The organism is Halorubrum rutilum (genome assembly GCF_024494565.1).
The window spans coordinates 119,487-139,562 of record NZ_JANHDN010000002.1 but is presented as its reverse complement, the minus strand read 5'-3'; the positions used below and the strand labels follow the sequence as shown (position 1 = coordinate 139,562).

Below are 20,076 nucleotides of genomic sequence, written 5' to 3'. Positions count from 1 at the left end.
GCGTCGGGGAGTCACCCCCGCGGCGAGTCATCCCCACGGCGAGAACACCCGCGCGTCGAACCGGTCCGCGCGGACGAGCCCGAGGCCGAACGCGGCGGCGACGGCGACCGGCAGGGGGTTCCCGTACCAGAGGTTGATGCCGCCCCAGAGGATCACGAAGCTCACCATGTCGTCGAGCATGAACTCGCAGTCGCGCAGCCGGTCGCGGAGCGTCGTCCCCGCGAACGCGCGGTCGAGGGTGACGACCGCGACCGTCGCCGACACCACCCAGCCGGCGTAGTTCGAGAGCGGGACGCCGTAGAAGCTCCCGCCGCCGAAGCTCCAGAAGCCGAGCGCGACCGCGCCCGGGTCGAGCACCACGTCCATCGCGACGACCGCGGCGATCACCGTCGCCAGCCGGAGCCAGCCGTTCGACGCCCGCGAGCCGAGGAGGAGGAGGCAGAGCAGGTAGGCGTTGACCACGAGCGGGATGAAGAAGACCGGGAGCGCGACCGGCACGCCGGCGAGCATCGGCCCGAGGTCCACGGTGTACTCGAAGCTCCCGTACGGCCAGCCCGTGGCGACGCCGACCAGCTCGACGGCGTAGGTGTACGCGATCAGGACGCCGACCCACCCGACCGCGCGCCGGTCGATCGCGGGGAGGGTCCCGACGACGAGCGGCGAGCGCATCACCAGCACGCCGAACAGCACGAACCACGGGTGGAAGGCGAACGGCTCCGGCACCCACCCCTCCGCGCTGCCGACTAAGGCGAGCGCGCCGACGAGCGGGAACAACACGGCGATGGTGAACCGGTTCTCGCGGACGGTCCGGTCGAGCAGGGCCTCCGCGCCGCGGCGGGTGTCGGGGAGCCGCGCGCGGAGCGCGTCGACGCCGCCTACGGTCGACCCGGTCGACTCCGGCGACCCCGCCGAGCCGGCCGACCCGTCCGGGTCGCTCACGCGAGCACCTCCGTGACCGGGTAGACGCGCCAGAGGCCGCCCATCGCCAGCAGGGTTCCGACGGCGGTGTTCAGCGCCGGGAACCACCAGTACGCGCGGTCGACCGACACCGACGAGGCGGCGACCCACGCGACGAAGACCGGGTAGACGCCGAGCAGCGCGCCGAGCCGGAGGTCGACCGCGGCGAACGCGGCCGCGGCGGCCGCCCAGCAGGCGAAGCAGTAGGCGTACGTCCGCCCCTCGCCGAGCAGCGTCGCCGTCGTCCGGATCCCGGCGGCGCGGTCGGGCTCGATGTCGGGGATCGCGGAGAACGTGTGCATCCCCATCGTCCAGAGCCACGCCCCCGCGAGCGCCGCGAGCGGCGGGTGGGCGCCCGCGACGGTCGCGTACGCGGCCGCGCCGGGCAGGATGTAGAGGCCGTTCGAGACGGAGTCGAGGAACGGCGTCGTCTTGAACCGCACCGGCGGGGCGCTGTAGCCGACCGACAGCAGGAGGAAGCCGGCGAGGTACGGCCACGCGACCCGCGGCGTGAGCGCGAAGGTCGCGAGCCCCGCCAGCGCCGACGCGAGCACCGCGACCGAGACGAGCCGGTCCCCCTGCCAGCGCGCCTCGCGCTCCTCCTTCTTCGGGTTCAGCTCGTCGATGTCGGCGTCGAACGCGTCGTTGACGCCGTAGAGGAACACGTTCGCGGGCACGAGGAAGTACGCCGCCAGCGCCACCGTGGTCGGCGTGAACAGCCCGCTCACGTCGCCGATCCCGTACGTGACGCCGACCGCGACGGGGCCCGCGAGGTACAGCCAGAAGCGCGGCCGCGACAGCACCAGCAGGTACCGGAGGTCGGCGGCGATCGACCGTCGGTCGGCGTCGGTCGCTGTGTCGGTCACGGCGTTCCTCACGTCGGCTTCGAGACCGCCTCGGCCGTTATCTGCCCGCTGATGAGACACATCGGGACCCCGATGCCGGGCGTCGTCGTCGACCCCGTGAAGTAGAGCCCGTCGACCGCGTCGGACTCGTGGGACGGCCGGAGCAGCGAGGTCTGTCGCAGCGTGTGCGCCAGCCCGAGCGCGCTCCCGCGGTAGCTGTTGTAGCGGTCGGCGAAGTCGTCGACGCAGAACGTCTCCTCGAAGACGATCCGGTCGCGCAGCTCCGTCCCGGTGTTTTCCGCGACGTCGTCCAACACGAGGTCGCGGTACTCCTCGCGCAGCTCGGGGGTGTCCTCCAGCCCGGGCGCGATGGGGACCAGCGCGAAGAGGTTGCTGTGGCCCTCGGGCGCCACGGTGTCGTCGGTCTCGGAGGGGACGCAGAGGTAGTAGGCGGGGTCGTCGGGCCACGAGGGGTCGTCGAAGATCTGTTCGAAGTGCCCGTCCCAGTCGGTCGGTAGCACGAGCGTGTGGTGTTCGAGTTCCGGCACGTCGCCCTCGACGCCGAGGTACAGCAGGAACGCCGAGGGGGCGTACGTCCGCGACTCCCAGTACTCCTCGGCGTACTGCCGCTTGCGCGGCGGGAGCAGCTCCTGCTCGGTGTGCGCGTAGTCGGCGTCGGAGACGACGACGTCCGAGAGGTAGCGCTCCCCGTCGGCGGTGTCGACCGCGAACCCGCCGTAGCGCCCCTCGATCCCCGTCACCTCGGCGTCGGTGACGTACTCCACGCCGAGGTCGGCGCCGAGCTCGGCGATCCCGTCGACGACGGCGCCGATCCCGCCCTCGGGGTAGTAGACGCCCATGTTGTAGTCCACGTGGCTCATCAGGTTGTACAGCGCCGGCGTGTTGTACGGCGAGCCGCCGAGGAAGACGAGGGTGTACTGCATCAGCTGCTGGAGCTTCGGGTGGTCGAAGTAGCTCTCGACGTGCCCCTGCATCTTCCCGAGCAGCGAGAGCCCCCACGAGTACCGGAGCACGTCTTTGTCCACGTAGTCGCGGAGTCGGGGGCGGTCCTCGTAGACGAAGTGCTCCATCCCGATCTCGTAGGTGCGCTCCGACTCCTCCAGGTAGGCGTCGAACGCGTCGCCCGCGCCGGGCTCGTACTCCTCGAACAGCTCGCGGTTCGCCTCGCGGTCCGGGAGCACGTCGACCATGTCGCCGTCCTTCCAGAACACGCGGTAGTGCGGGTCGAGCCGCTCCAGCTCGTAGAACTCGTCCGGCGACCGGCCGAAGTGGCCGAAGAAGCGCTCGAACACGTCCGGCATCAGGTACCACGAGGGGCCCATGTCGAACCGGAAGCCGTCGGCCTCGAGTCGGCTCGCCCGCCCGCCGAGCTGCTCGTTCTTCTCCAACAGGGTCACGTCCGCGCCGGCGTCCGCGAGGTAACACGCGGTCGAGAGGCCGCCGAACCCGCCGCCGATCACGACGACGGACTCGCCGGCCGCGGCGTCGATGTCCGGGGCCACGTCCATGGGGGATCGTAGGGGCGGCGACGGTATAAATACCGGCCAGACGCGGCGACGGCGGCCCGGTCTCCGGCCGCGGCGCGGGCCCGCCGGCGCCGCGAGTGAGTACGCCTAAGTCGCGGCCGCCCCTACCGATCCCCATATGGAACCGACGGTCGCGATCACCGGCGCAACGAGCGGGATCGGGCGGGCTGTGGCCGAGGCGTTCGTCGAGGCGGGGGCGTTCGTCGCCGTCTCCGGCCGCGACGGCGACGCCGTCGATCGGACCGTCGCGGAGCTGAACGGTGAGGACGGCGACGGGGACGACGGCGACGGCAGTTCCGACGGTCCCGGAGACGGCGCCGGGGACGCCGAGAGCGCCGGGGATGCCGCGGACGCCGATGACGCCGATGACGCTCCCGACGCCCCCGACACGGCCGGCACCGCCTGGGGCGAACGCGTCGACGTCCGCGACGAGTTCGACCTCGAACGCTTCTTCCAGCGGGCCGCCCGCGAGGGCGGTCCGATCGACGTCGTGCTCGCGAACGCCGCGGTCTTCCACGGCGCGCCCGGCGGGCGGCCGACGGACGAGGTCTCGTACGCCGACTACGACGACACCATGCGCACCAACGCCCGCGGCGTCTTCGCGACGATCGGCGAAGCGGTCCCGCACCTCGCCGACGGCGCGCGGGTGATCGTTCCCTCCGGGTCGGTCGCGCACGAGTCGACGCCCGGGATGGGGGCGTACGCGGTCTCGAAGGCCGCGGCCGAGGCGGTCGCGCGGGGATTCGCCGCCGACCTCGACGCGGCGGTCGGCGTCGTCGACCCCGGGCTCGTCGCGACCGACCTCACCGGGAAGGAGCGCGCCCGCGACCCCGAGAGCGTCGCGCCGCTGTTCGTCTGGGCGGCCACCGAGGCGCCCGCCGAGGACCTGAACGGGGAGCGGCTCGGGCTCCGCGAGTGGAAGTCGGCGACGCGGTAGGTGCCCTCCGAAACCCGGTGGTGCGGTCTCAGACCTCCTCGACCCGCGACGCGAGGTCGGGCGCGGGCCGCTCCGCCGCCACCGCGGCGACCGCGTCCATGAACGCCGTCCGGTAGCTCGCCGGTCCCGCCGGGTCGGACGCCGCGGCGCGCTCCCCGGCCAGGCCGTACGCCGCGCACGCGGCGAGCGCGGCCTCGGTCGTCGACGCCGGCGCCCCGTCGCCCTCGCCGACGACCGCCGCGAACGTCCCGAGGGTGCTCGCGAGCATGCAGCCCGAGCCGACGAACGACCCCATGCGCTCGTGGCCGGCCGTCACCCCGAAGGCGCGCTCGCCGTCGGCGACGACGTCGGTCGGGCCGGACGCGACGACGACGGCCCCGGTCTCCGCGGCGAGCGCCCGCGCCGCGTCCGCGACGTTGGCGTCGCCCTCGTCGACCGACTCCACGCCCCGGACCGCCGCCTCCTCTCCGGCGAGCCCGCGGACCTCGCCGACGTTCCCCTTGATCGCGTCGAACGCGACCGCGTCGAGCAGCCGCCCCGCCGACTCGACGCGGTGCGGAGTCGCGCCGTATCCCACCGGGTCGAGGACGACCGGGACCCCGGCCTCGTTCGCCGACCGCCCCGCGTCGACCATGGCGCCGATGTCGGGCCGCGACGCGGTTCCGGTGTTGATCACGACCGCGTCCGCGCCGGCGGCCATGTCGCCCGCCTCCGCCGGCGCGTCGGCCATCACCGGGAGCCCGCCCCAGTGGAGCGTGACGTTCGCGGTCTCGCTCGTCGTCACGGCGTTCGTGAGGTGGTGCACCAGCGGCGAGGCCGCCCCGACCGCCGACAGCGCGTCGGCGACGAGCGCGCCGTCGATCGGGGCGTCGGTCGGATCGTCGGTCGTCGGGTCGCCGGTCGTCAGGTCGTCGCCCGTCGGCTCACCGCTCATCTCCTCCCCGCCCGTCTGCTCACCGCGCATCGTCGACCACCTCCCGGAGCGCCGCCGTCGCCGCGCGCGGGTCGTCCGCGGCCGTGATCGCCGAGACGACGGCGACCCCGGTCGCGCCCGCCGCCGCGACCGCACCCGCGTTGTCGGCGTCGATCCCGCCGATCCCGATCACCGGAAGGTCGACGGCCTCCGCGATCTCCCGGATCCGGTCCGTCCCGATCCCGTCCTTCGCGTCCGGCACGTCCTTCGTCCCCGTCCCGTACACCGCCCCGACGCCGACGTAGTCGGCCCCCGCCTCCGCGGCCGCCCGCGCCTCGCCGACCGTCGACGTCGAGCGTCCCACGACCGCCTCCTCGCCGAGCCGCTCGCGCGCCACCGCGACCGGGAGGTCGGACTGGCCGAGGTGGACGCCGTCGGCGTCGACCGCGCCGGCGATGTCGACCCGGTCGTTGACGAGCAGCGGGACGCCGGCGTCGGCCGTGAGCTCGCGGAGCCGTCGGCCGAGTTCGTACCGCTCCGCGTCGCTCACGCCCTTCTCGCGGAGCTGCACGGCGTCGACGCCGCCGTCGAGCGCCGCCTCGACGATCGCCTCGGTGTCGCGGCCCGCCGACCGACTCCCCTGCGTCACGAGGTACGTCCGCCACTCCTTGGGATTCATTGGTGATACCTTCTGGTGGTCGCCGTGAAAAGCTGTCGTTCGCGCGGCGGCTCCGGGTCGGTCGCCGCGGGTCCCGGCGGCCTGCCGAGGTGAACAGACCCAAGCCGCCCCGGTCCGTACCGCAGTCGATGCGATCACGACTCCGGGCGGCGGCCCTCCGGCTCCGCGTCGCCCTCTCCCGGATCGGGTCGGCGGCGGCCGGCGGCCTCGACCGCGCCGGCGTCATCGACCGAGACCGGCTCGGCGAGACGCTCGACCTGGCGTGGCCCCGGATCGTCACCGGGTTCGCGATCATGTCGAAGAACACGGTGGACCTGGCGGTCGTCGGGATCGCCCTGGGGGCGCCGTCCGTCGCCGGGCTGGCGTTCGCGTTCGCCTACTGGCAGCTCGCGAAGTTCGTCTCCATCGGGCTCGCCGGCGGGACGGTGTCGCTCGTCTCGCAGAACTACGGCGGCGGCGAGGGCGGCCGCGCCGCGCTCGTCGTCAAGGGGTCGCTCCTCGTCGCGCTGGCGCTCGTCGCCCCCATCGTCGTCGGCCTCGTCGCCCTCGCGGAGCCGCTGATCGCGCTCGTCGGCGGCGAGGGGACCGCGCTCCGGGCCGGCACCGTCTACCTCGTCGTCACCGCGCCGGCGCTCGCCTTCGAGTTCTTCAACATGATCGCGAGCCGCACCTACGCCGGCGTCGGCGACACGTTCACGCCGATGGTGGTCCGGGCCGGCGGCGCCCTCCTCAACGTCGTCCTCACGGTCTGGCTCGTGCTCGGCGTCGGCCTCGGCGTGCTCGGCGCGGCGCTCGGCACCGCCGTCTCCATCGCCGCGGTCGGAGTCGCGCTCTCGTGGGGGATGACCGGCCGGTCGTACTTCGGCCGCGGCGCCTCGCCGGTCCCGATCGGGCGCGCCGGGCCGTGGGTCGACGCCGGCCTGATCCGGCAGCTCCTCCGGGTCTCCGCGCCCCTGATCGGGCGCCGCGTGGCCGAGGGGGTCGCCGTCTTCCCGCTGTTGTGGGTCGCCTCCTCGTTCGGCTCCGCGACCGTCGCGGCCCTCGAAGTCGGCCGCCGCGTCCGGGCGCTGCTCGGGAGCTTCAGCTGGGGCTTCTCCATCGCCGCGAGCACGCTCGTCGGCCAGCGGCTCGGCGCGGGCGAGGAGGCGCTCGCGACCGAGTACGGCCGCGACGTGATCCGGCTGTCGGCGGTCGTCTACGTGGCCGCGTCCGCGGTCGTCGCCGTCGCGGCCGACCCGATCGCCGGCGTGTTCGTCGACGACCCGGCCGCCGTGGCCGCGACCGCCGCCTTCGTCGTCGTCGCCGCGGTCTCGGCGATCCCGCTCGGCGTCGACGGCTCCGTGACCGGGTCGCTCCGGGGCGCGGGCGACACCCGGTGGCCCTTCCTCGCGTCGATGGTCGGGCTGTACGTCGTCGCGCTCCCGGCCGCGCTGCTCGGGCTGGCGACGCCGCTCGGCGTCGGCGGGCTGTACGCGGCGGTGATCGCGGAGAAGCTGGTGCCGGCCGGACTCAACCTCTCGCGGTTCCGGTCGGACCGGTGGCAGGCCGTCAGTCGACAGTACCGGCCGGACGCGGCCGAGGGCGACGCGTCGACGGAGTGAGGGCGTTCGCCGCGGCGGCCCTACTCCCCGTCGACGGCCGATTCGAGGACCTCGACGCTGCCGGTGAGCTGCCGGTGGACGTACGGCATGTCGATGCCGGCCTCGTCGAACGCCTCCTTCACCGCGGTGACGTACTCGGAGCGCACGCGGACGAAGTCGCCGCGGTCGGGGTCGGCGATCCACCAGCGCGACTGGAGCCCCACGGCCGAGTCGCCGAGCTCGACGAGCCGGACCGAGACGCCCGGGTCGTCGAGGATCTCCCCGTGGGCCTCGGCCTCCTCGACGATGATGTCCGTCGCCTCGGCGATGTCGTCGTCGTAGCCGATCCCGAAGACGAACTTCTGTCTGAGCGTGTCGTAGGCGACGGGGTTCGTGACGGCGCTGTTCGCGAGGTCGCCGTTCGGCACCGTGACCAGCTCGTTGTCGAACGTCCGGACGCGCGAGACCCGCAGGTCGATCTCCTCGACGCGGCCTGACTCCCCGTCCCACTCGATCCAGTCGCCGACCTCGAACGGCTTGTCCTTGAGGATGAACACGCCGGCGACGAAGTTGCCGAGGAGGTCCTGCGCCGCGAAGCCGACGGCGAGCGCGATGGCGCCGCCGAACACCGCGAACGCCGAGAGGAAGCTCCCGTAGCCGGCCACGGCGAAGCCGATCGCGATCGCGGCCACCCAGACGACGGCGTTGAGGACGTTCGTCCCGAGGCTCAACACGGCCTCGTCGAACCCGCGCGACCGGACGACCCGCCGAAGCCCGGGGATCAGGACGAGCTTTCCGAGCAGCAGCACCGCGAGGAAGCCGGCGACGAATCGGAGCGCCGTGGTCGCGATCGCCGCCACGTCGACGGCGTTCGCGATCGCGTCGAGCTGTAAGGGGTACATCGTCCCGTCCTTGCGGCGACTATATAAAGAAGGTACTGGCACCGCGGTTGTTTACGTCCGGTTCGGGAGTCGGACGCTCCGCGTCACGGGCACTCAGTCGCTCCGGACCGCGAGCGGCCCGTCGCCGCGGGCGACCCCGCGCAGCCGCCGCCCGTGGACGTCGCCGTCGCGGATCCGGTCGCGGACCGCCGGCGGGAGCCACGCGTCGCGGTCCGTCGGCGGCGGCGCGGGGTCGACGCCCGCCGGTCGGAGGTCGTCCGGGAGGTATCGGGCGTGGGTCGGGAGCCGCTCGCGCAGGGGCATCCCGCCGGCGTCGGCGACCGCGCGGAGCCCGTCGAGGTCGGGCCACTCGTAGGCGGGGTTGATGTAGTCGTCCGTCACCGGCGAGACGCCCCCGAGGTCGTCGATCCCGCAGTCGACGAGGTCGGCCGCGGGCGAGAGGTTCGGGGGGACCTGGACCGACACCTCGGGCGGGAGCGCCGCGCGCGCCATCGCGACGACCCGGCGCATCGTCGCGAGGTCGGGCCTCGCGAAGTCCGACCGCTCGTTCGGCACGACGTTCTGGACGATCACCTCCTGGACGTGGCCGTGGCGCTCGTGGAGCTCGCGGATCGCCAGCAGGCTCTCCGCGCGGTCGCGCCACCCCTCGCCGATCCCGACCAGGATGCCGGTGGTGAACGGGACCCCCTGCCGGCCCGCCGCCCGGATCGTGTTGAGCCGCTGGCCGGGAGTCTTTCGGCGGCCCCCCGAGTGCGCGTCGACGTCGGCGGTCGTCTCCAGCATGACGCCCATCGAGGCGTTCACCTCCCGCAGGTCGGCGAACCGCGCCTCGGTGAGGTCGCCCGGGTTCGAATGCGGGAGCAGCCCCTCCTCCAAGGCGATCTCGCAGGCCCGGTAGAGGTAGTCGTGGACCGAGTCGAACCCCCACTCGCCGAGCCGGTCGTGAATCGCGGTGTACCGGTCGTCCGGCTCGTCGCCGAAGGTGAACAGCGCCTCCGTGCAGCCGGCGTCGGCGCCGACGCGGCAGCGCTCGCGGACCTCCTCGGGCGAGAGCAGGGAGGCCTCGCCCGGCACGTCGTAGTAGGTGCAGTAGGTGCAGGTGTACCGGCAGGCGGTCGTCAGCGGGACGAAGACGTTCCGCGCGAAGGTGAGGCGGTCGGCGGGCTCGACGTCCGCGGGCGTCACCGAGAGCAGTCGCTCGACCGCCCGCTCGTCGATCGACAGGTCGATCCCGTACTCGTCGGCCGCCGTGAACACGTCCGCACCTCGCGCTCGCGGTTCAAAAAGGATCGCGGTCCCGGATCCGGGCGGGAACCGTCGGCCGGCCCCCTACCCCCGCTCGACGCCGACCCGCCCGTTTCCCGCGTCGAGCGCGAAGCCGGCGTCGCGGAGCCACCGGGCCGCGCGCCCGCCGTCGGCCGCGTCATCGGCTTCCGCGTGGATCAGGAGCTCCGCGAGGTCGGCGGGCTCGTCCACGTCGGTCGCGAGCCGGTGGGAGTCGACGACGGCGACGCTCGCGCCGATCTCCGCGGCGATCCGCCGGTGGTCGAGGTAGGAGGCGCCGTGGTAGTCGACCCGGAACTCGGGGCGGCTCGCGACGAACGCGTTCGTCCCCCCGCCGCGGCCGGGGGCGATCGCGATATCGGCCTCGCGGCCGGCCGCGAACAGCTCCCGGAGCGCTTCCGGGGTGGCGAGGGCGAGGTCGGCCATCGCGACCGCGACGGGCTCCGGGCCGTCCGCGTTCCCCTCGCCGCCGTCGCCTCCCAGCCGCGCGTCCAGCGCCGCGTTCACGGCGTCGGTCAGGGGACGCCCGTCGACCGCGACGGGACACCCCAAGTCGGCGTCGACCGGTCCGGTAGCGAGGACCCGCGGGTCGCCGCCGGCGCCCTCGACGGCGGCGAGCACGTCGCGGAGCATCGCCCGCGCGAACGCCGCCCGCTCGTCGGGGTCGAGGACGGCGGAGAGTCGCGACTTGGGGCGGTCGGTCGAAAAGGGGACGATGACCTCCATCGGGAGGGTCGCCCTAGAACAGGGATTCCAGCTCGTCGCTGTCGTCGCTGACGAGCTCGTCGAGGTTCTCCTCGCTCTCCTCGCGGATCTCGTCTAAGTTGTCCTGCGCCTCGATGGCGACCTGCTGGAGCTCCTTGATCCGCGGGACGTTCGTGACGCCCGCGAGCAGGATCACGGTCGCGACGAAGCCGGCGCCGCGGTACGGGTAGTCCCCGCCCCGGACCTCCATCGAGCCGGTCTGCTCTTCGAGCCACTTGCGGCCGCGCTCGATCCCCTTCCGGTTGAGGTAATCCGGCGGGCCGGCGAGCACGAGCAGCGCGCGCTCCGCGCCCTCGATCTCGCAGGGGAGTGTGAGCCGGCCGAGCGCCGCCTTGCGGACGAGGCTGGTGATGCGGTTGGTCGTGTGCGCGCTGTCGAGCTCGTCCTCGTCCCCGTCGTCGTTGCGCAGCCGCGAGAGCAGGCCGCCGGAGGAGCGCTCCTCCACCTCCTCCTCCGCGTAGCCGACGGTGGAGACGCCCCCGCCGGAGAGCGTGTTGATGATCTCCGAGGAGTCGACGACGCTCTCGGCGACCTCCTGACCCTCCCGGATCTCGCCGGCCCCGAAGAGGATGCCGAACCGCCGGACGATCTCTTCGTTGATCTCCTCGTAGCCGCCCTGGACGGACTCGCCCGTCTTCCGCCAGGCGTCGTTGTCGAACACCATCAGGTTGTCCACCTCGCGGACGAACGTCTGGAACGAGCGGGCCGCGTTGAGGGTGTAGATGCCCCCCTCGTCGCTGCCCGGCAGGATGCCGAGCCCGTAGACGGGCTCGGTGTAGATCCGCTTGAGGTGTTTCGCCAGCACCGGCGCCCCCCCGGAGCCGGTGCCGCCGCCGAGCCCGGCGACGACGAGGAACGCGTCGACCTCGTGGACCGGGATCGAGTCGATCGCGCCCTGGACCTCGTCGATGTCCTCCTCGGCGATCTCCGCGCCGAGCTCGTTGTCCGCGCCGACCCCGTGGCCCTTCACGCGGGACTGGCCGATGAGGACGCGCTGCTCCTCGGTGATGTGTTCGAGTCCCATGAGATCGGCCTTCGCCGTGTTGACGGCGGCGGCCGCGCGGACGATCTCCGACCCCGTCCGCTTGTCGTACTCCAGGAACTTGTCGACGACTTTTCCCCCCGCCTGTCCGAATCCGATCATTGCAAGTTTCATCGTGTGCTCCCTCCGCCTTTGAAATGAACAGAACGTGATGGCATACTTAATCCTTCGGTTGCCGTTACCATCGCTGATATCCGACTGAGTGACACGAACGACCCCGCGCCCTCGGGTCGGCCCGCAGAACCGCCGCCCCGCCTCGCGATCGACCGCGTCATCGGACCCCCAGATGCGCGCCGAGCGTGGTCAGTTCGTCCGGGTCGACGCCGAACGCGGCGACGTCGTTGTCGGCCGTCGTGTTGTCGAACTGTAACGACCGGTACTGGTCGGGCCCCATCGGGAAGCCGGGGACGGCGCCGAGCACCGTCAGCCCGACCTTCGCGAGCGGCATCGGCAGCGGGACGATCGTGACGCCCTTGCGCTCGGCCTCGTACACGAGGTCGGTCACCTGCCGGAGCGTCAGCGTCTCCGGGCCGCCGATCTCGTAGGTCTCGCCGACGTGCTCGTCGCCCTCCAGCGCCGCCACCAGCATCGGGACGAGGTCCTCGACGTGGATCGGCTGGAACCGGGTCTTCCCGCCGCCGGGCAGCGGGTACAGCGGGACGACGGGCGCGAACATCCCCTTCAGCCGCTTCGTGAAGGAGACGAACTCCCCGCCCTCGCCGAAGACGACCGAGGGCCGGAATATCGTCCAGTCGAGGCCGCTCTCCCGGACGATCTCCTCCGCCTGTCCCTTCGCGCGGATGTAGGCGGTGTCGCCGTCGGGGTCGGCCCCGAGCGCGCTCAGTTGGAGGAACCCCTCGACGTCGGCCGCCTCGGCGGCGTCGACGAGGTTCGCCGTCCCGCCGCGGTGGATCCGGTCGTGCATCACGTTGCCGCCCTTCGGCTCGAACAGCGGCGAGAGCGCGACGAGGTTCACCACGGCGTCCTGCCCCTCGACGGCCCCGGCGATCGAGTCGTAGTCCGTGACGTCGCCCGTCGCGACGTCGACCCCGTCCGGCGTCTCTCCGCCCGAGCGGGAGAGGGCCGTCACGTCGTGACCCCCGTCGGCGAGCGCGCGACAGAGGTACGACCCGATGAACCCGGTCCCGCCGGCTACCAATACCTTCATGCACGGCTCAACGCGAGGAACCCCCGTAAACCTACCGCGGCGTCAGACGCCGCCGAGCGGAGCGGTGCCGCGGTTTCGAACCGGCGACCGACCCCGGTCGACCGCGGTGGCCGGCGTCAGTCGACGGGGCGACCGTCCTTCTGTCGGGTCCGCCGCCGTTCTCACTCCGACCCGTCGCCCGGCACGGTCAGCACCGGGACCGGCGAGGTCCGGACCGTGCGCTCCGCGACGCTCCCGAGCAGGTAGCGCTCGACGCCCGTCAGCCCGCGGGTGCCCATGACGACGAGGTCGACGTCGCGGTCCGCGAGGTACGCCCGGATCCCGCGGACCGCCGACGAGCCGACCTCGACGTGCTCGACCGTCTCCACGCCCGCCGCCTCGGCGACGGCGGCGGCCTCGGCGACCGCCTCCTCCGCCGCCGACACGAGCGCGTCGGTGCCCGAGTACGCCTCGGCCCCGACGCTCCCGACGTCGACGACCGAGAGGACGTGGAGCGTCGCGCCGCTCCGCGCCGCCAGCGACGCGGCGCGGTCGACCGCGTCGCCGGCCCGCTCGCTCCCGTCGGTCGGGACGAGGACGTCCCGGTACGGGTACCGCGCCGGCTCGCCGTCCGGCCGGAGGCTGAGCACCGGGACCGTCGACCGGCGCACGACCCGCTCGGTCGTGCTCCCGAGGAGCAGTCGGTCGAGCCCCGTCCGCCCGCGCGTGGGCATCGCGACGAGGTCGACGTCGCGCTCCGCCGCGTACGCGACGATCGTCTCCGCGACGCCGCCCTGGAGCACCGCCGTGACGGTCTCGACGCCGCGGTCCGCGGCCCGCTCCGCGGCCGCCTCCACGACGCCCTCGCCCTCCTCTTCGAGCACGTCGACCACGTCGCGGCCGACCCGCGTGACGCTGTCGTGGGTCGTGTCGGCGACGTTGAGCACGTGGACCGTCGCGTCGTGGTCCGCCGCCAGGTCGAGGACGTGGCCGAACGTCGCCGCCGCGCCCTCGCCGCCGTCGGTCGGGAACAGGATCCGGTCGAACATGGGCGGAGGGTCGCGGTCGACCCGTAAAAAACGCCCGTGCGGCCCCGGGTCGCTTCGCGTCCCACCGTCCGACTCGCTCGCGCCGTCTCGCGTCCCGCCACCCTACTCGCTCGCGCCGCCTCGCGTCTCGCCATCCTACTCGCCGCCGCGCTCGTCGGCGTCGCTCGCGCCGCCGCCCGCTCCGGGGCCGCTCGCGCCCCCGTCTCCGTCGCCCTCGATCCGGTCGATCCGAACCGTCGAGATCCGCGCGCCGTCGACCGCGGTGACCTCGAAGCGGTGCCCGCCGGCCTCGACGACGTCGGCCGCTTCCGGGGTGCGACCGAGCCGGTCCAACACGAGCCCGCCGAGCGTGTCGTAGCCGTTGCCTTCGAGGTCGGTCCCGAGGGCGTCGTTGACGGCGGGGAGGGAGACGGAGCCGTCGGCCTCGTACGCGCCGCCCTCCAGCGCCCGGATCGTGTGCTCGCCGCGGCCGTCGTCGAACTCGTCGCGGAGGTCGCCGACGAGCGCCTCCGTCACGTCCTCGACGGTGACGATCCCCTCGAAGGCGCCCCACTCGTCGACGACGGCGGCCATCTGCCGGCGCTCCTCGCGGAACTGGACGAGGAGGTCGCCGACCGCCGTCGTCTCGGGCACGACGACGAGCTCCCGCGCGAGGTCCGCCGCAGTCGCCGACTCGTCGCCGGCCTCCCCGGCGCGCAGCACGTCCTTCACGTCGACGAAGCCGACCACGCGGTCGGCGTCCTCGTCGGCCACGACCGGGTAGCGGGTGTGGCCCGCCTCCAGCACGGTCTCGCGGATCTCGGGGAGCGCCCGGTCGGCGGCGAGCGTCACCACGTCCGGCCGCGGCACCATCACCTCGCGCACGACGGTGTCGTCGAGCTCGAAGACGCCCTCGATCATGTCGACCTCGGCGGGGTCGATGCGGCCGGCCTCGCCGGAGCGCGCGATGACGCGCCGGATCTCGCGCTCGCCCATCGTCTCGTCGGTCTCCGAGGCGGGCGGGATCCCGATGGCGCGGGTGAAGGCGTTCGCGGCCCCGTTGAAGACGACGATGCCGGGCGAGAAGAGGCGGTAGGCGAGCTTCATCGGCGGGGCGAGCAGCAGCGCCATGCGCTCGGCCCGCGCGATGGCGATCGTCTTCGGCGCCAGCTCGCCGAACACCACGTGGAGGAACGTGACGACGCCGAACGCGATCGCGAACGCGACGAGGCGGACCGCGCTCTCGGGGAGCACCGAGCCGAGCGCCGGCTCGATGAGCGCGGCCACCGCGGGCTCGCCGATCCAGCCGAGCCCGAGCGAGGCGAGCGTGATCCCGAGCTGGGTCGCCGCGAGGTAGTCGTCGAGGCTCCCCATCACGTCCCGGAGCGCCGCCGACCCGGCGCGGCCCTCGGCGGCGAGCCCCTCGACCGACGTCGACCGGACCCGGACGAACGCGAACTCCGAGGCGACGAAGAACCCGTTCAGGGCGACCAGCGCCAGCGCCGCGGCCACCCGAGCGACCGAGACCGCGACGGCTACCATCGGTGCCTCCGTGTCGCCCGCGGCGCGGGGGAGTCGCCGACCATGGCGCCGGTTCGCCGCCCCGCGGTAAAAATGGCCGCGCTCGCGCCCCCCGGGAGCCTCGGACGCGCGCTCGCGTCCCCGGAACCCGGACGGTTTATTCCCCGCCGCGTCCGAGCGCGACCATGCTGATCACGCTGGAGGGGCTCGACGGGAGCGGGAAGACGACCGTCTGGGAGGCGCTCCGCGAGCGTCACCCCGACGCGACGTTCACCCGCGAGCCCACGGACAGCTGGTACGGCGAGGCGGTGGCCCGCTCGATCGCGGCCGACGACGCCGATCCGCTCGCGGAGCTGTTCCTGTACACCGCCGACCACGCGAACCACCTCTCCGAGACGGTCCGGCCCGCGCTCGACGACGGCGACCTCGTCGTCTCCGACCGCTACTCCGACTCCCGGTTCGCCTATCAGGCCGCGACGCTCGCCGCGAGCGATATCGCCCTCGACGGCCGGGACCCCCTCGAATACGTCAAATCGATCCACGCCCCCTTCTCGCGGCCGCCCGACGCGACGATATACCTCGACCTGGACCCCCGGACCGCCGCCGAGCGCGCGGGCCGCACGAACAAGTTCGAGCGGGACGGCTACCTTGCCGCGGTCCGCGACAACTACGAGCGGCTGATCGACGCGGAGCCGGAGCGGTTCGTGCGCGTCGACGCGACGCGGTCGCCGGAGGCGGTCACGGCCCGGGTCGCCGAGGTCGTCGCCGACCTGATCGAGAACTGATTCGCAGTCGTCCTACCGCGTGTCCGGCAGCTCGTACTCCTCCGGCGAGGGGACGTAGAGGTAGTCGATGGCCGCGCCGAGCACGACCGGGAGGAAGACGAGCAGTCCGAAGAGGACGGTCGTGCTGCCGAGGTTGACGCCGGCGCCGACGTTGAGCGCGCCGGTGAACACGAGCGTCGAGACCAGGAGGAGCATCGGGGTCAAGACGATCGTGTACACCACCGACCCCCACGACGTCGACAGCCGAAGCCGGAAGAAGCGGGTCGTCACCCCGGCGACGAGCGTGTGGAACGCCACCAGCGCGAGGAGGCTGACGAACCCGATCAGCGCGAGCATACCTCCGGTACGGGCTCCCGGCATTTGCCCCTATCGGCCGACGCGCCCGACGCCTCGCCCGCCGATCGCCGACTCCGACCGCCGATCGCCGACTCCGACCGCCGGCCGCGACCGCCGGCCGCGACCGCGGTCAGAACGCGCCGTCGTTCCCCTGCTGGCGCGCCGCCGACAGCAGCCCCGCAACGGGGTCGACGTACTCGTAGCCGGGGATGACGCCCTGCACGTAGGTCCCCTCGACGAAGTCGATGAGCGCCCCCGCGTCGTCGACGCCGCGCCGCTCGTTGATGTCGGTCAGCTCGAACTCGACGGCGATCTCGTCGTCCCCCACGGTGACCGCCGGGTCGAACTCGCGCTCGGCGCGCGTCACACCGCCGACGTCGACGACGCGGAGCTCGAACGTCTCGATCCACCCCTCCTCGACCACGTCGGCGACCTCGTCGGCGGTCGCCGCGGAGAGGGTCGGTACCCGGACGGTCACCGCGAACCGGACGCGGCCGTCCGCGGCGGGCTCGGCGCGCACTTCCCCGTCGAACGCGGTCGTCTCGGAGGTCCAGGCGCCCGCCTCGCCGGCGGGTTCGAAGGAGCCGTGGTCCGCGAACGCGCGGCGGACCCGGCCGGGCAGCTCTGTCTCGCTCATACCGAGGGGAAGGCGCGGCGGGACCAAAAGCGCGTTGCGTCACCGGTAGTGGCACGCCGAGCCGATACTGGTGCGCCTTTGTGTCCGGACGGCCAACGCCGGGTATGGCAGACCAGTTCCGCTCGACGGAGGCGCTGACCGACGCGCTCGCGGACGCGTCGTTCGACCGCCCGCCGGCCCTCGTCAGCAACGCCCACGTGACCGGACTCGGCGTCGCCCGCGCGCTCGACGCGCACGGCGTGCCCGTCATCGCGCTCGACCGCGCCGGCGACGGCGTCGGCGAGGCGGTCGGCGCGGACGACGGGAGCGGGTCGGTCCGCCACGACGGCCTCGCCCCGCCATCCGACGCGGTCGACTTCGCGGGCGCGGTCACGTACCCCCTCGACGACCTCGACGGGTTCCGCGAGGACGTGGAGGCGGTCGTCGACGCCGCGGGGACCGAGGCGGTCGCGTTCGGCTGCATGGACGAGTGGGCGCTGGCGTACGCCGAGGCCGACCCCGACGGCGTCCGGCTCCCCTTTTCCGGGAGCGACACGCTCGACGACGTGTTGAACAAGTCCGAGCTGTACGCGACCTGCGAGGCGCTCGGCGTGCCGTACCCCGAGACGTACCGGCTGACGGAGACCGCCGCGGCGGCGACGCGGGAGCCCGACGCGACGGTCGACGAGGCCGCCGACGCGCTCGGCTTCCCCTTGGTCGTGAAGCCCGAGCTCAAGCGCGACTTCGAGGAGGCGTTCGGCACCAACGTGATCGAGGTCGCCGACCGCGGGGAGTTCGAGGACGTCGCCGCGGCCGCGAGCGACGAGGGGATCGCCGTGATGGCGCAGAAGCGCGTCGACATCGCGACGGGGCGGGACCACTCGCTCGCGTCGTACGTCCCGCCCTCCGGGACCGGCGACGCGCTCGCGGTCGTCGGCAACGCGGCGGTGCGGTACCCGCGGCAGTTCGGCACCTCCTGTCTGGTCGAGACGGCCGACGAGCCGGCGATCGAGGAGCGCGCGCTCGCGGTGCTCGACGACGCCGGCTACCACGGGATCAGCGAGTCGGAGTTCGTCTACGACGCCGACCGCGAGGAGTTCCTCCTCCTCGACGTCAACACCCGCCCGTGGAAGTGGATCTCGATGCCCGTCGCCGCGGGCGCGAACCTCCCGATGGCGGCGTACGCCGCGGTCACCGACGCCGACTACGAGTCAGAGGGCGTCGAGCCGACGCGGTGGGTGTACCTCCGCGACTACCTCTCGCTGCTCGCTGGCGACGACGCCTTCTGGGACCGGCTGTCGGCCGCCGACTGGCGCCGGCTCGTCTCCGGCGCCTTCGAGCGCGAGGGCGACCTGACGACCGGGGCGTACCGCCCCACCGACCCCGGCCCGGCCGCGAAGCTGTTCGAGACCGAGTTCGTCGACCGGGAGTACTACTGCTCCTGTTGACGGGCCGGCGGCGACGTCGAACGGCGGCGGCGACGTCGAACGGCGGAAAATAGCGGTCGGCCGCGACCTACGACGACGACGGCGACATCTGGATGTTGAGGCTCTTCTGGACGAGCTGGGTGAACGCCATCGAGCAGAGGAAGTACCAGAGGATCCACATCTGGATCGGGCCGACGATCCCCGTGTCCCAGGTGACCTCGCCGGCGAGCGGCACGACGATCGCCTGCCGAGCGACCATCTCGTACTCGGCGGTCGAGCCGCGGTAGCCGATCACCCAGAACATCCAGAGGAACGCCGGGATGGTGAGGAACATGATCCACACCATCGGGCGGAACTGCTCTTTGAACATCCCGAGCTGGTCGCCCATCGCGTCCATCTGCTCCTCCTGGATGGCGTCGAGCGCCGCGTCGTCGTCGCGCTCCTTCGCCTCCTTCCGGCGCTCCTGGATGTCCTGCATCCGCTCCTGGTACTGGCTCATCTTCTCCATGTCCATGAGCCCCGCGCGCAGCAGCGTGGAGTACAGCCCGGTCCCGAGCGCGATCACCATGATGACGACGTAGAAGGGGACGACGTTCAGCAGGGGCCCGAGGACGACGTCGATCGTGCCCGCGATCGCGTCGCGGACGGGACCGACGGCGTAGCCGACGAAGGCGCCGATGGTCGCGACGGCGGCGAGCTTGTCCCACTTCGTCCACGAGGTCGTCTCCGGGGTCTCGACGTCGCTGCCGCCGCCGCTCCCGCCGTCCTCGCTCATGCCCGCCTCGATCTCGTCGGGGTCGGCGAGCGCGAAGCCGGACTCGCCGTCGTCGACGAGGATCTCCTTCTCGATGAGGCGGCCCCACTGGCCGCTGGTGATCTCGTCGCGGACGTCGACCCACTGGACCTCGCCGTCGGTGGCGCGGTCGAGGACGACCTCCAGGGCGTCCCGCATCTCGCCGTCCTCGTTGACGAGCGAGCGGACTCTCCGTTCGACCTTGCTCATTATCGGTCGGTTGGCGGCCGACGGTTAAGAACCTTGTAGGATCGGCGGCGCGGATCGCCGCCGACGAGGCGCGGCCCGCTGCGGCGAGAGCCGCGTCCCTACGCCTCGACGACGTCGCGGATCCGGTCGAAGACCTCGTCCGGCGTCGCCTCGCCGTCGACCTCGACGAGGACGCCCTCGTCGCGGAAGTGGTCGACCACGGGCTCGGTGTTGTCGTAGAACACCTGGAGGCGCTCCCGCGCGGTCTCCTCGGTGTCGTCCTCGCGCTGGATCAGCTCGCCGCCGCAGTCGTCGCAGACGCCCGCCTCCTCGGGGGGTTGGAAGTCGACGTGGTAGTTCGCGCCGCAGTCGTCGCACACCCGGCGGCCGGTGAGCCGGTCGACGAGCACCTCCTCGTCGACGTCGAGGTAGATCACGGCGTCGAGGTCGCTGATCTCCGAGAGGTACTCGGCCTGGTCGAGGTTGCGCGGGTAGCCGTCGAGCACGAACCCGTCGGCGTCGTCGAGCGCGGCCCGGACGATCTCGTTGACGACCGGGTCGGGGACGAGCTCGCCCGCCTCCATGAACGAGCGCGGCGTGCCGTACTCCGTCTCCATGTCCTTGTTCGCGCGGAGCGCGTCGCCCGTCGTGACGTGCTCGACCCCGTACTCGTCCGCGAGCTTCGCGCTCTGCGTCCCCTTCCCGGCGCCGGGCGCCCCCAACAGAAGAATTCGGTGACCCATACCGGAGCGCTCGCCCGCCGCACGTAAAGGCTTGAAGATC

At 72.9% G+C, this 20,076-nt stretch carries 20 protein-coding genes; 4 read left to right on the top strand and 16 right to left on the bottom strand.

What is annotated here, in order from left to right; genetic code table 11:
• Window positions 1-27: 27 nt before the first annotated feature.
• Genes cruF through NO900_RS04130 form a run of 3 tightly spaced genes read right to left on the bottom strand, consistent with a single transcriptional unit; the run spans window position 28 to window position 3,331 of the window.
• The gene (gene cruF / locus NO900_RS04140; protein WP_321169210.1) at window positions 28-939 is read right to left on the bottom strand and encodes a bisanhydrobacterioruberin hydratase; all 912 of its coding nucleotides are present in this window, start codon (window positions 937-939) and stop codon (window positions 28-30) included.
• Window positions 936-1,835 (bottom strand): prenyltransferase, encoded by a 900-nt coding sequence (locus NO900_RS04135; protein WP_256407956.1) that lies wholly within the window; start codon window positions 1,833-1,835, stop codon window positions 936-938. Before NO900_RS04135 ends, cruF begins: the two co-directional genes overlap by 4 nt.
• Complete coding sequence (locus NO900_RS04130; RefSeq protein WP_256407955.1) at window positions 1,832-3,331, bottom strand: phytoene desaturase family protein; 1,500 nt, start codon at window positions 3,329-3,331, stop codon at window positions 1,832-1,834. Before NO900_RS04130 ends, NO900_RS04135 begins: the two co-directional genes overlap by 4 nt.
• 136 nt (window positions 3,332-3,467) lie before the next feature.
• On the opposite strand from NO900_RS04130, the gene NO900_RS04125 reads away from it, so the two are divergent.
• On the top strand, window positions 3,468-4,286 hold the full coding sequence (locus NO900_RS04125) for an SDR family oxidoreductase (protein ID WP_256407954.1): 819 nt from the start codon (window positions 3,468-3,470) through the stop codon (window positions 4,284-4,286).
• A gap of 28 nt (window positions 4,287-4,314) precedes the next feature.
• Here the strand turns inward: NO900_RS04125 and thiM are convergent, their stop codons facing one another.
• Window positions 4,315-5,220 carry a hydroxyethylthiazole kinase gene (gene thiM, locus NO900_RS04120; protein ID WP_379792125.1) on the bottom strand — a complete coding sequence of 302 codons (906 nt, stop codon included), beginning with the start codon at window positions 5,218-5,220 and terminating at the stop codon, window positions 4,315-4,317.
• A gap of 19 nt (window positions 5,221-5,239) precedes the next feature.
• A complete protein-coding gene (gene thiE / locus NO900_RS04115) occupies window positions 5,240-5,878 on the bottom strand; it encodes a thiamine phosphate synthase (protein ID WP_256407952.1) in 639 nt (212 codons plus the stop codon).
• Between the two features lie 128 nt (window positions 5,879-6,006).
• Here thiE and NO900_RS04110 point away from each other — a divergent pair, with 128 nt between their 5' ends.
• The gene (locus tag NO900_RS04110; RefSeq protein WP_256407951.1) at window positions 6,007-7,479 is read left to right on the top strand and encodes an MATE family efflux transporter; all 1,473 of its coding nucleotides are present in this window, start codon (window positions 6,007-6,009) and stop codon (window positions 7,477-7,479) included.
• A gap of 20 nt (window positions 7,480-7,499) precedes the next feature.
• On the opposite strand, the gene NO900_RS04105 is transcribed toward NO900_RS04110, so the two are convergent.
• The 7 genes from NO900_RS04105 to NO900_RS04075 form a co-directional block, all read right to left on the bottom strand.
• Window positions 7,500-8,360 (bottom strand): mechanosensitive ion channel family protein, encoded by an 861-nt coding sequence (locus NO900_RS04105; RefSeq protein ID WP_256407950.1) that lies wholly within the window; start codon window positions 8,358-8,360, stop codon window positions 7,500-7,502.
• 93 nt (window positions 8,361-8,453) lie between these two features.
• A complete protein-coding gene (gene cofG, locus NO900_RS04100) occupies window positions 8,454-9,617 on the bottom strand; it encodes a 7,8-didemethyl-8-hydroxy-5-deazariboflavin synthase subunit CofG (protein WP_256407949.1) in 1,164 nt (387 codons plus the stop codon).
• Window positions 9,618-9,689: 72 nt separating this feature from the next.
• Entirely contained in the window at window positions 9,690-10,370 is a 681-nt protein-coding gene (gene cofC / locus NO900_RS04095; RefSeq protein WP_256407948.1) for a 2-phospho-L-lactate guanylyltransferase, read from the bottom strand.
• 13 nt (window positions 10,371-10,383) lie between these two features.
• Complete coding sequence (locus NO900_RS04090) at window positions 10,384-11,565, bottom strand: tubulin/FtsZ family protein (protein ID WP_256407947.1); 1,182 nt, start codon at window positions 11,563-11,565, stop codon at window positions 10,384-10,386.
• Between the two features lie 157 nt (window positions 11,566-11,722).
• A complete protein-coding gene (locus tag NO900_RS04085; protein ID WP_256407946.1) occupies window positions 11,723-12,619 on the bottom strand; it encodes a complex I NDUFA9 subunit family protein in 897 nt (298 codons plus the stop codon).
• A 161-nt stretch (window positions 12,620-12,780) separates the two neighbouring features.
• Window positions 12,781-13,647, bottom strand: coding sequence for a universal stress protein (locus NO900_RS04080; protein WP_256407945.1), 867 nt, complete (start codon window positions 13,645-13,647; stop codon window positions 12,781-12,783).
• Between the two features lie 135 nt (window positions 13,648-13,782).
• Complete coding sequence (locus NO900_RS04075; RefSeq protein ID WP_256407944.1) at window positions 13,783-15,168, bottom strand: hemolysin family protein; 1,386 nt, start codon at window positions 15,166-15,168, stop codon at window positions 13,783-13,785.
• Window positions 15,169-15,332: 164 nt separating this feature from the next.
• On the opposite strand from NO900_RS04075, the gene tmk reads away from it, so the two are divergent.
• Entirely contained in the window at window positions 15,333-15,932 is a 600-nt protein-coding gene (tmk, locus tag NO900_RS04070; RefSeq protein ID WP_256407943.1) for a dTMP kinase, read from the top strand.
• Between the two features lie 12 nt (window positions 15,933-15,944).
• On the opposite strand, the gene NO900_RS04065 is transcribed toward tmk, so the two are convergent.
• Together NO900_RS04065 and NO900_RS04060 are read right to left on the bottom strand one after the other, a co-directional pair.
• A complete protein-coding gene (locus tag NO900_RS04065) occupies window positions 15,945-16,268 on the bottom strand; it encodes a DUF7991 family protein (RefSeq protein ID WP_256407942.1) in 324 nt (107 codons plus the stop codon).
• Between the two features lie 130 nt (window positions 16,269-16,398).
• Window positions 16,399-16,905 (bottom strand): DUF5813 family protein, encoded by a 507-nt coding sequence (locus NO900_RS04060; protein ID WP_256407941.1) that lies wholly within the window; start codon window positions 16,903-16,905, stop codon window positions 16,399-16,401.
• Window positions 16,906-17,009: 104 nt separating this feature from the next.
• Here NO900_RS04060 and NO900_RS04055 point away from each other — a divergent pair, with 104 nt between their 5' ends.
• Window positions 17,010-18,332, top strand: a complete 1,323-nt coding sequence (locus tag NO900_RS04055; RefSeq protein WP_256407940.1) for a carboxylate--amine ligase — start codon at window positions 17,010-17,012, stop codon at window positions 18,330-18,332.
• Between the two features lie 67 nt (window positions 18,333-18,399).
• On the opposite strand, the gene NO900_RS04050 is transcribed toward NO900_RS04055, so the two are convergent.
• Together NO900_RS04050 and NO900_RS04045 are read right to left on the bottom strand one after the other, a co-directional pair.
• Window positions 18,400-19,314, bottom strand: a complete 915-nt coding sequence (locus NO900_RS04050; protein ID WP_256407939.1) for a DUF106 domain-containing protein — start codon at window positions 19,312-19,314, stop codon at window positions 18,400-18,402.
• Window positions 19,315-19,412: 98 nt separating this feature from the next.
• Window positions 19,413-20,036 carry an adenylate kinase gene (locus NO900_RS04045; protein WP_256407938.1) on the bottom strand — a complete coding sequence of 208 codons (624 nt, stop codon included), beginning with the start codon at window positions 20,034-20,036 and terminating at the stop codon, window positions 19,413-19,415.
• Window positions 20,037-20,076: the final 40 nt, after the last annotated feature.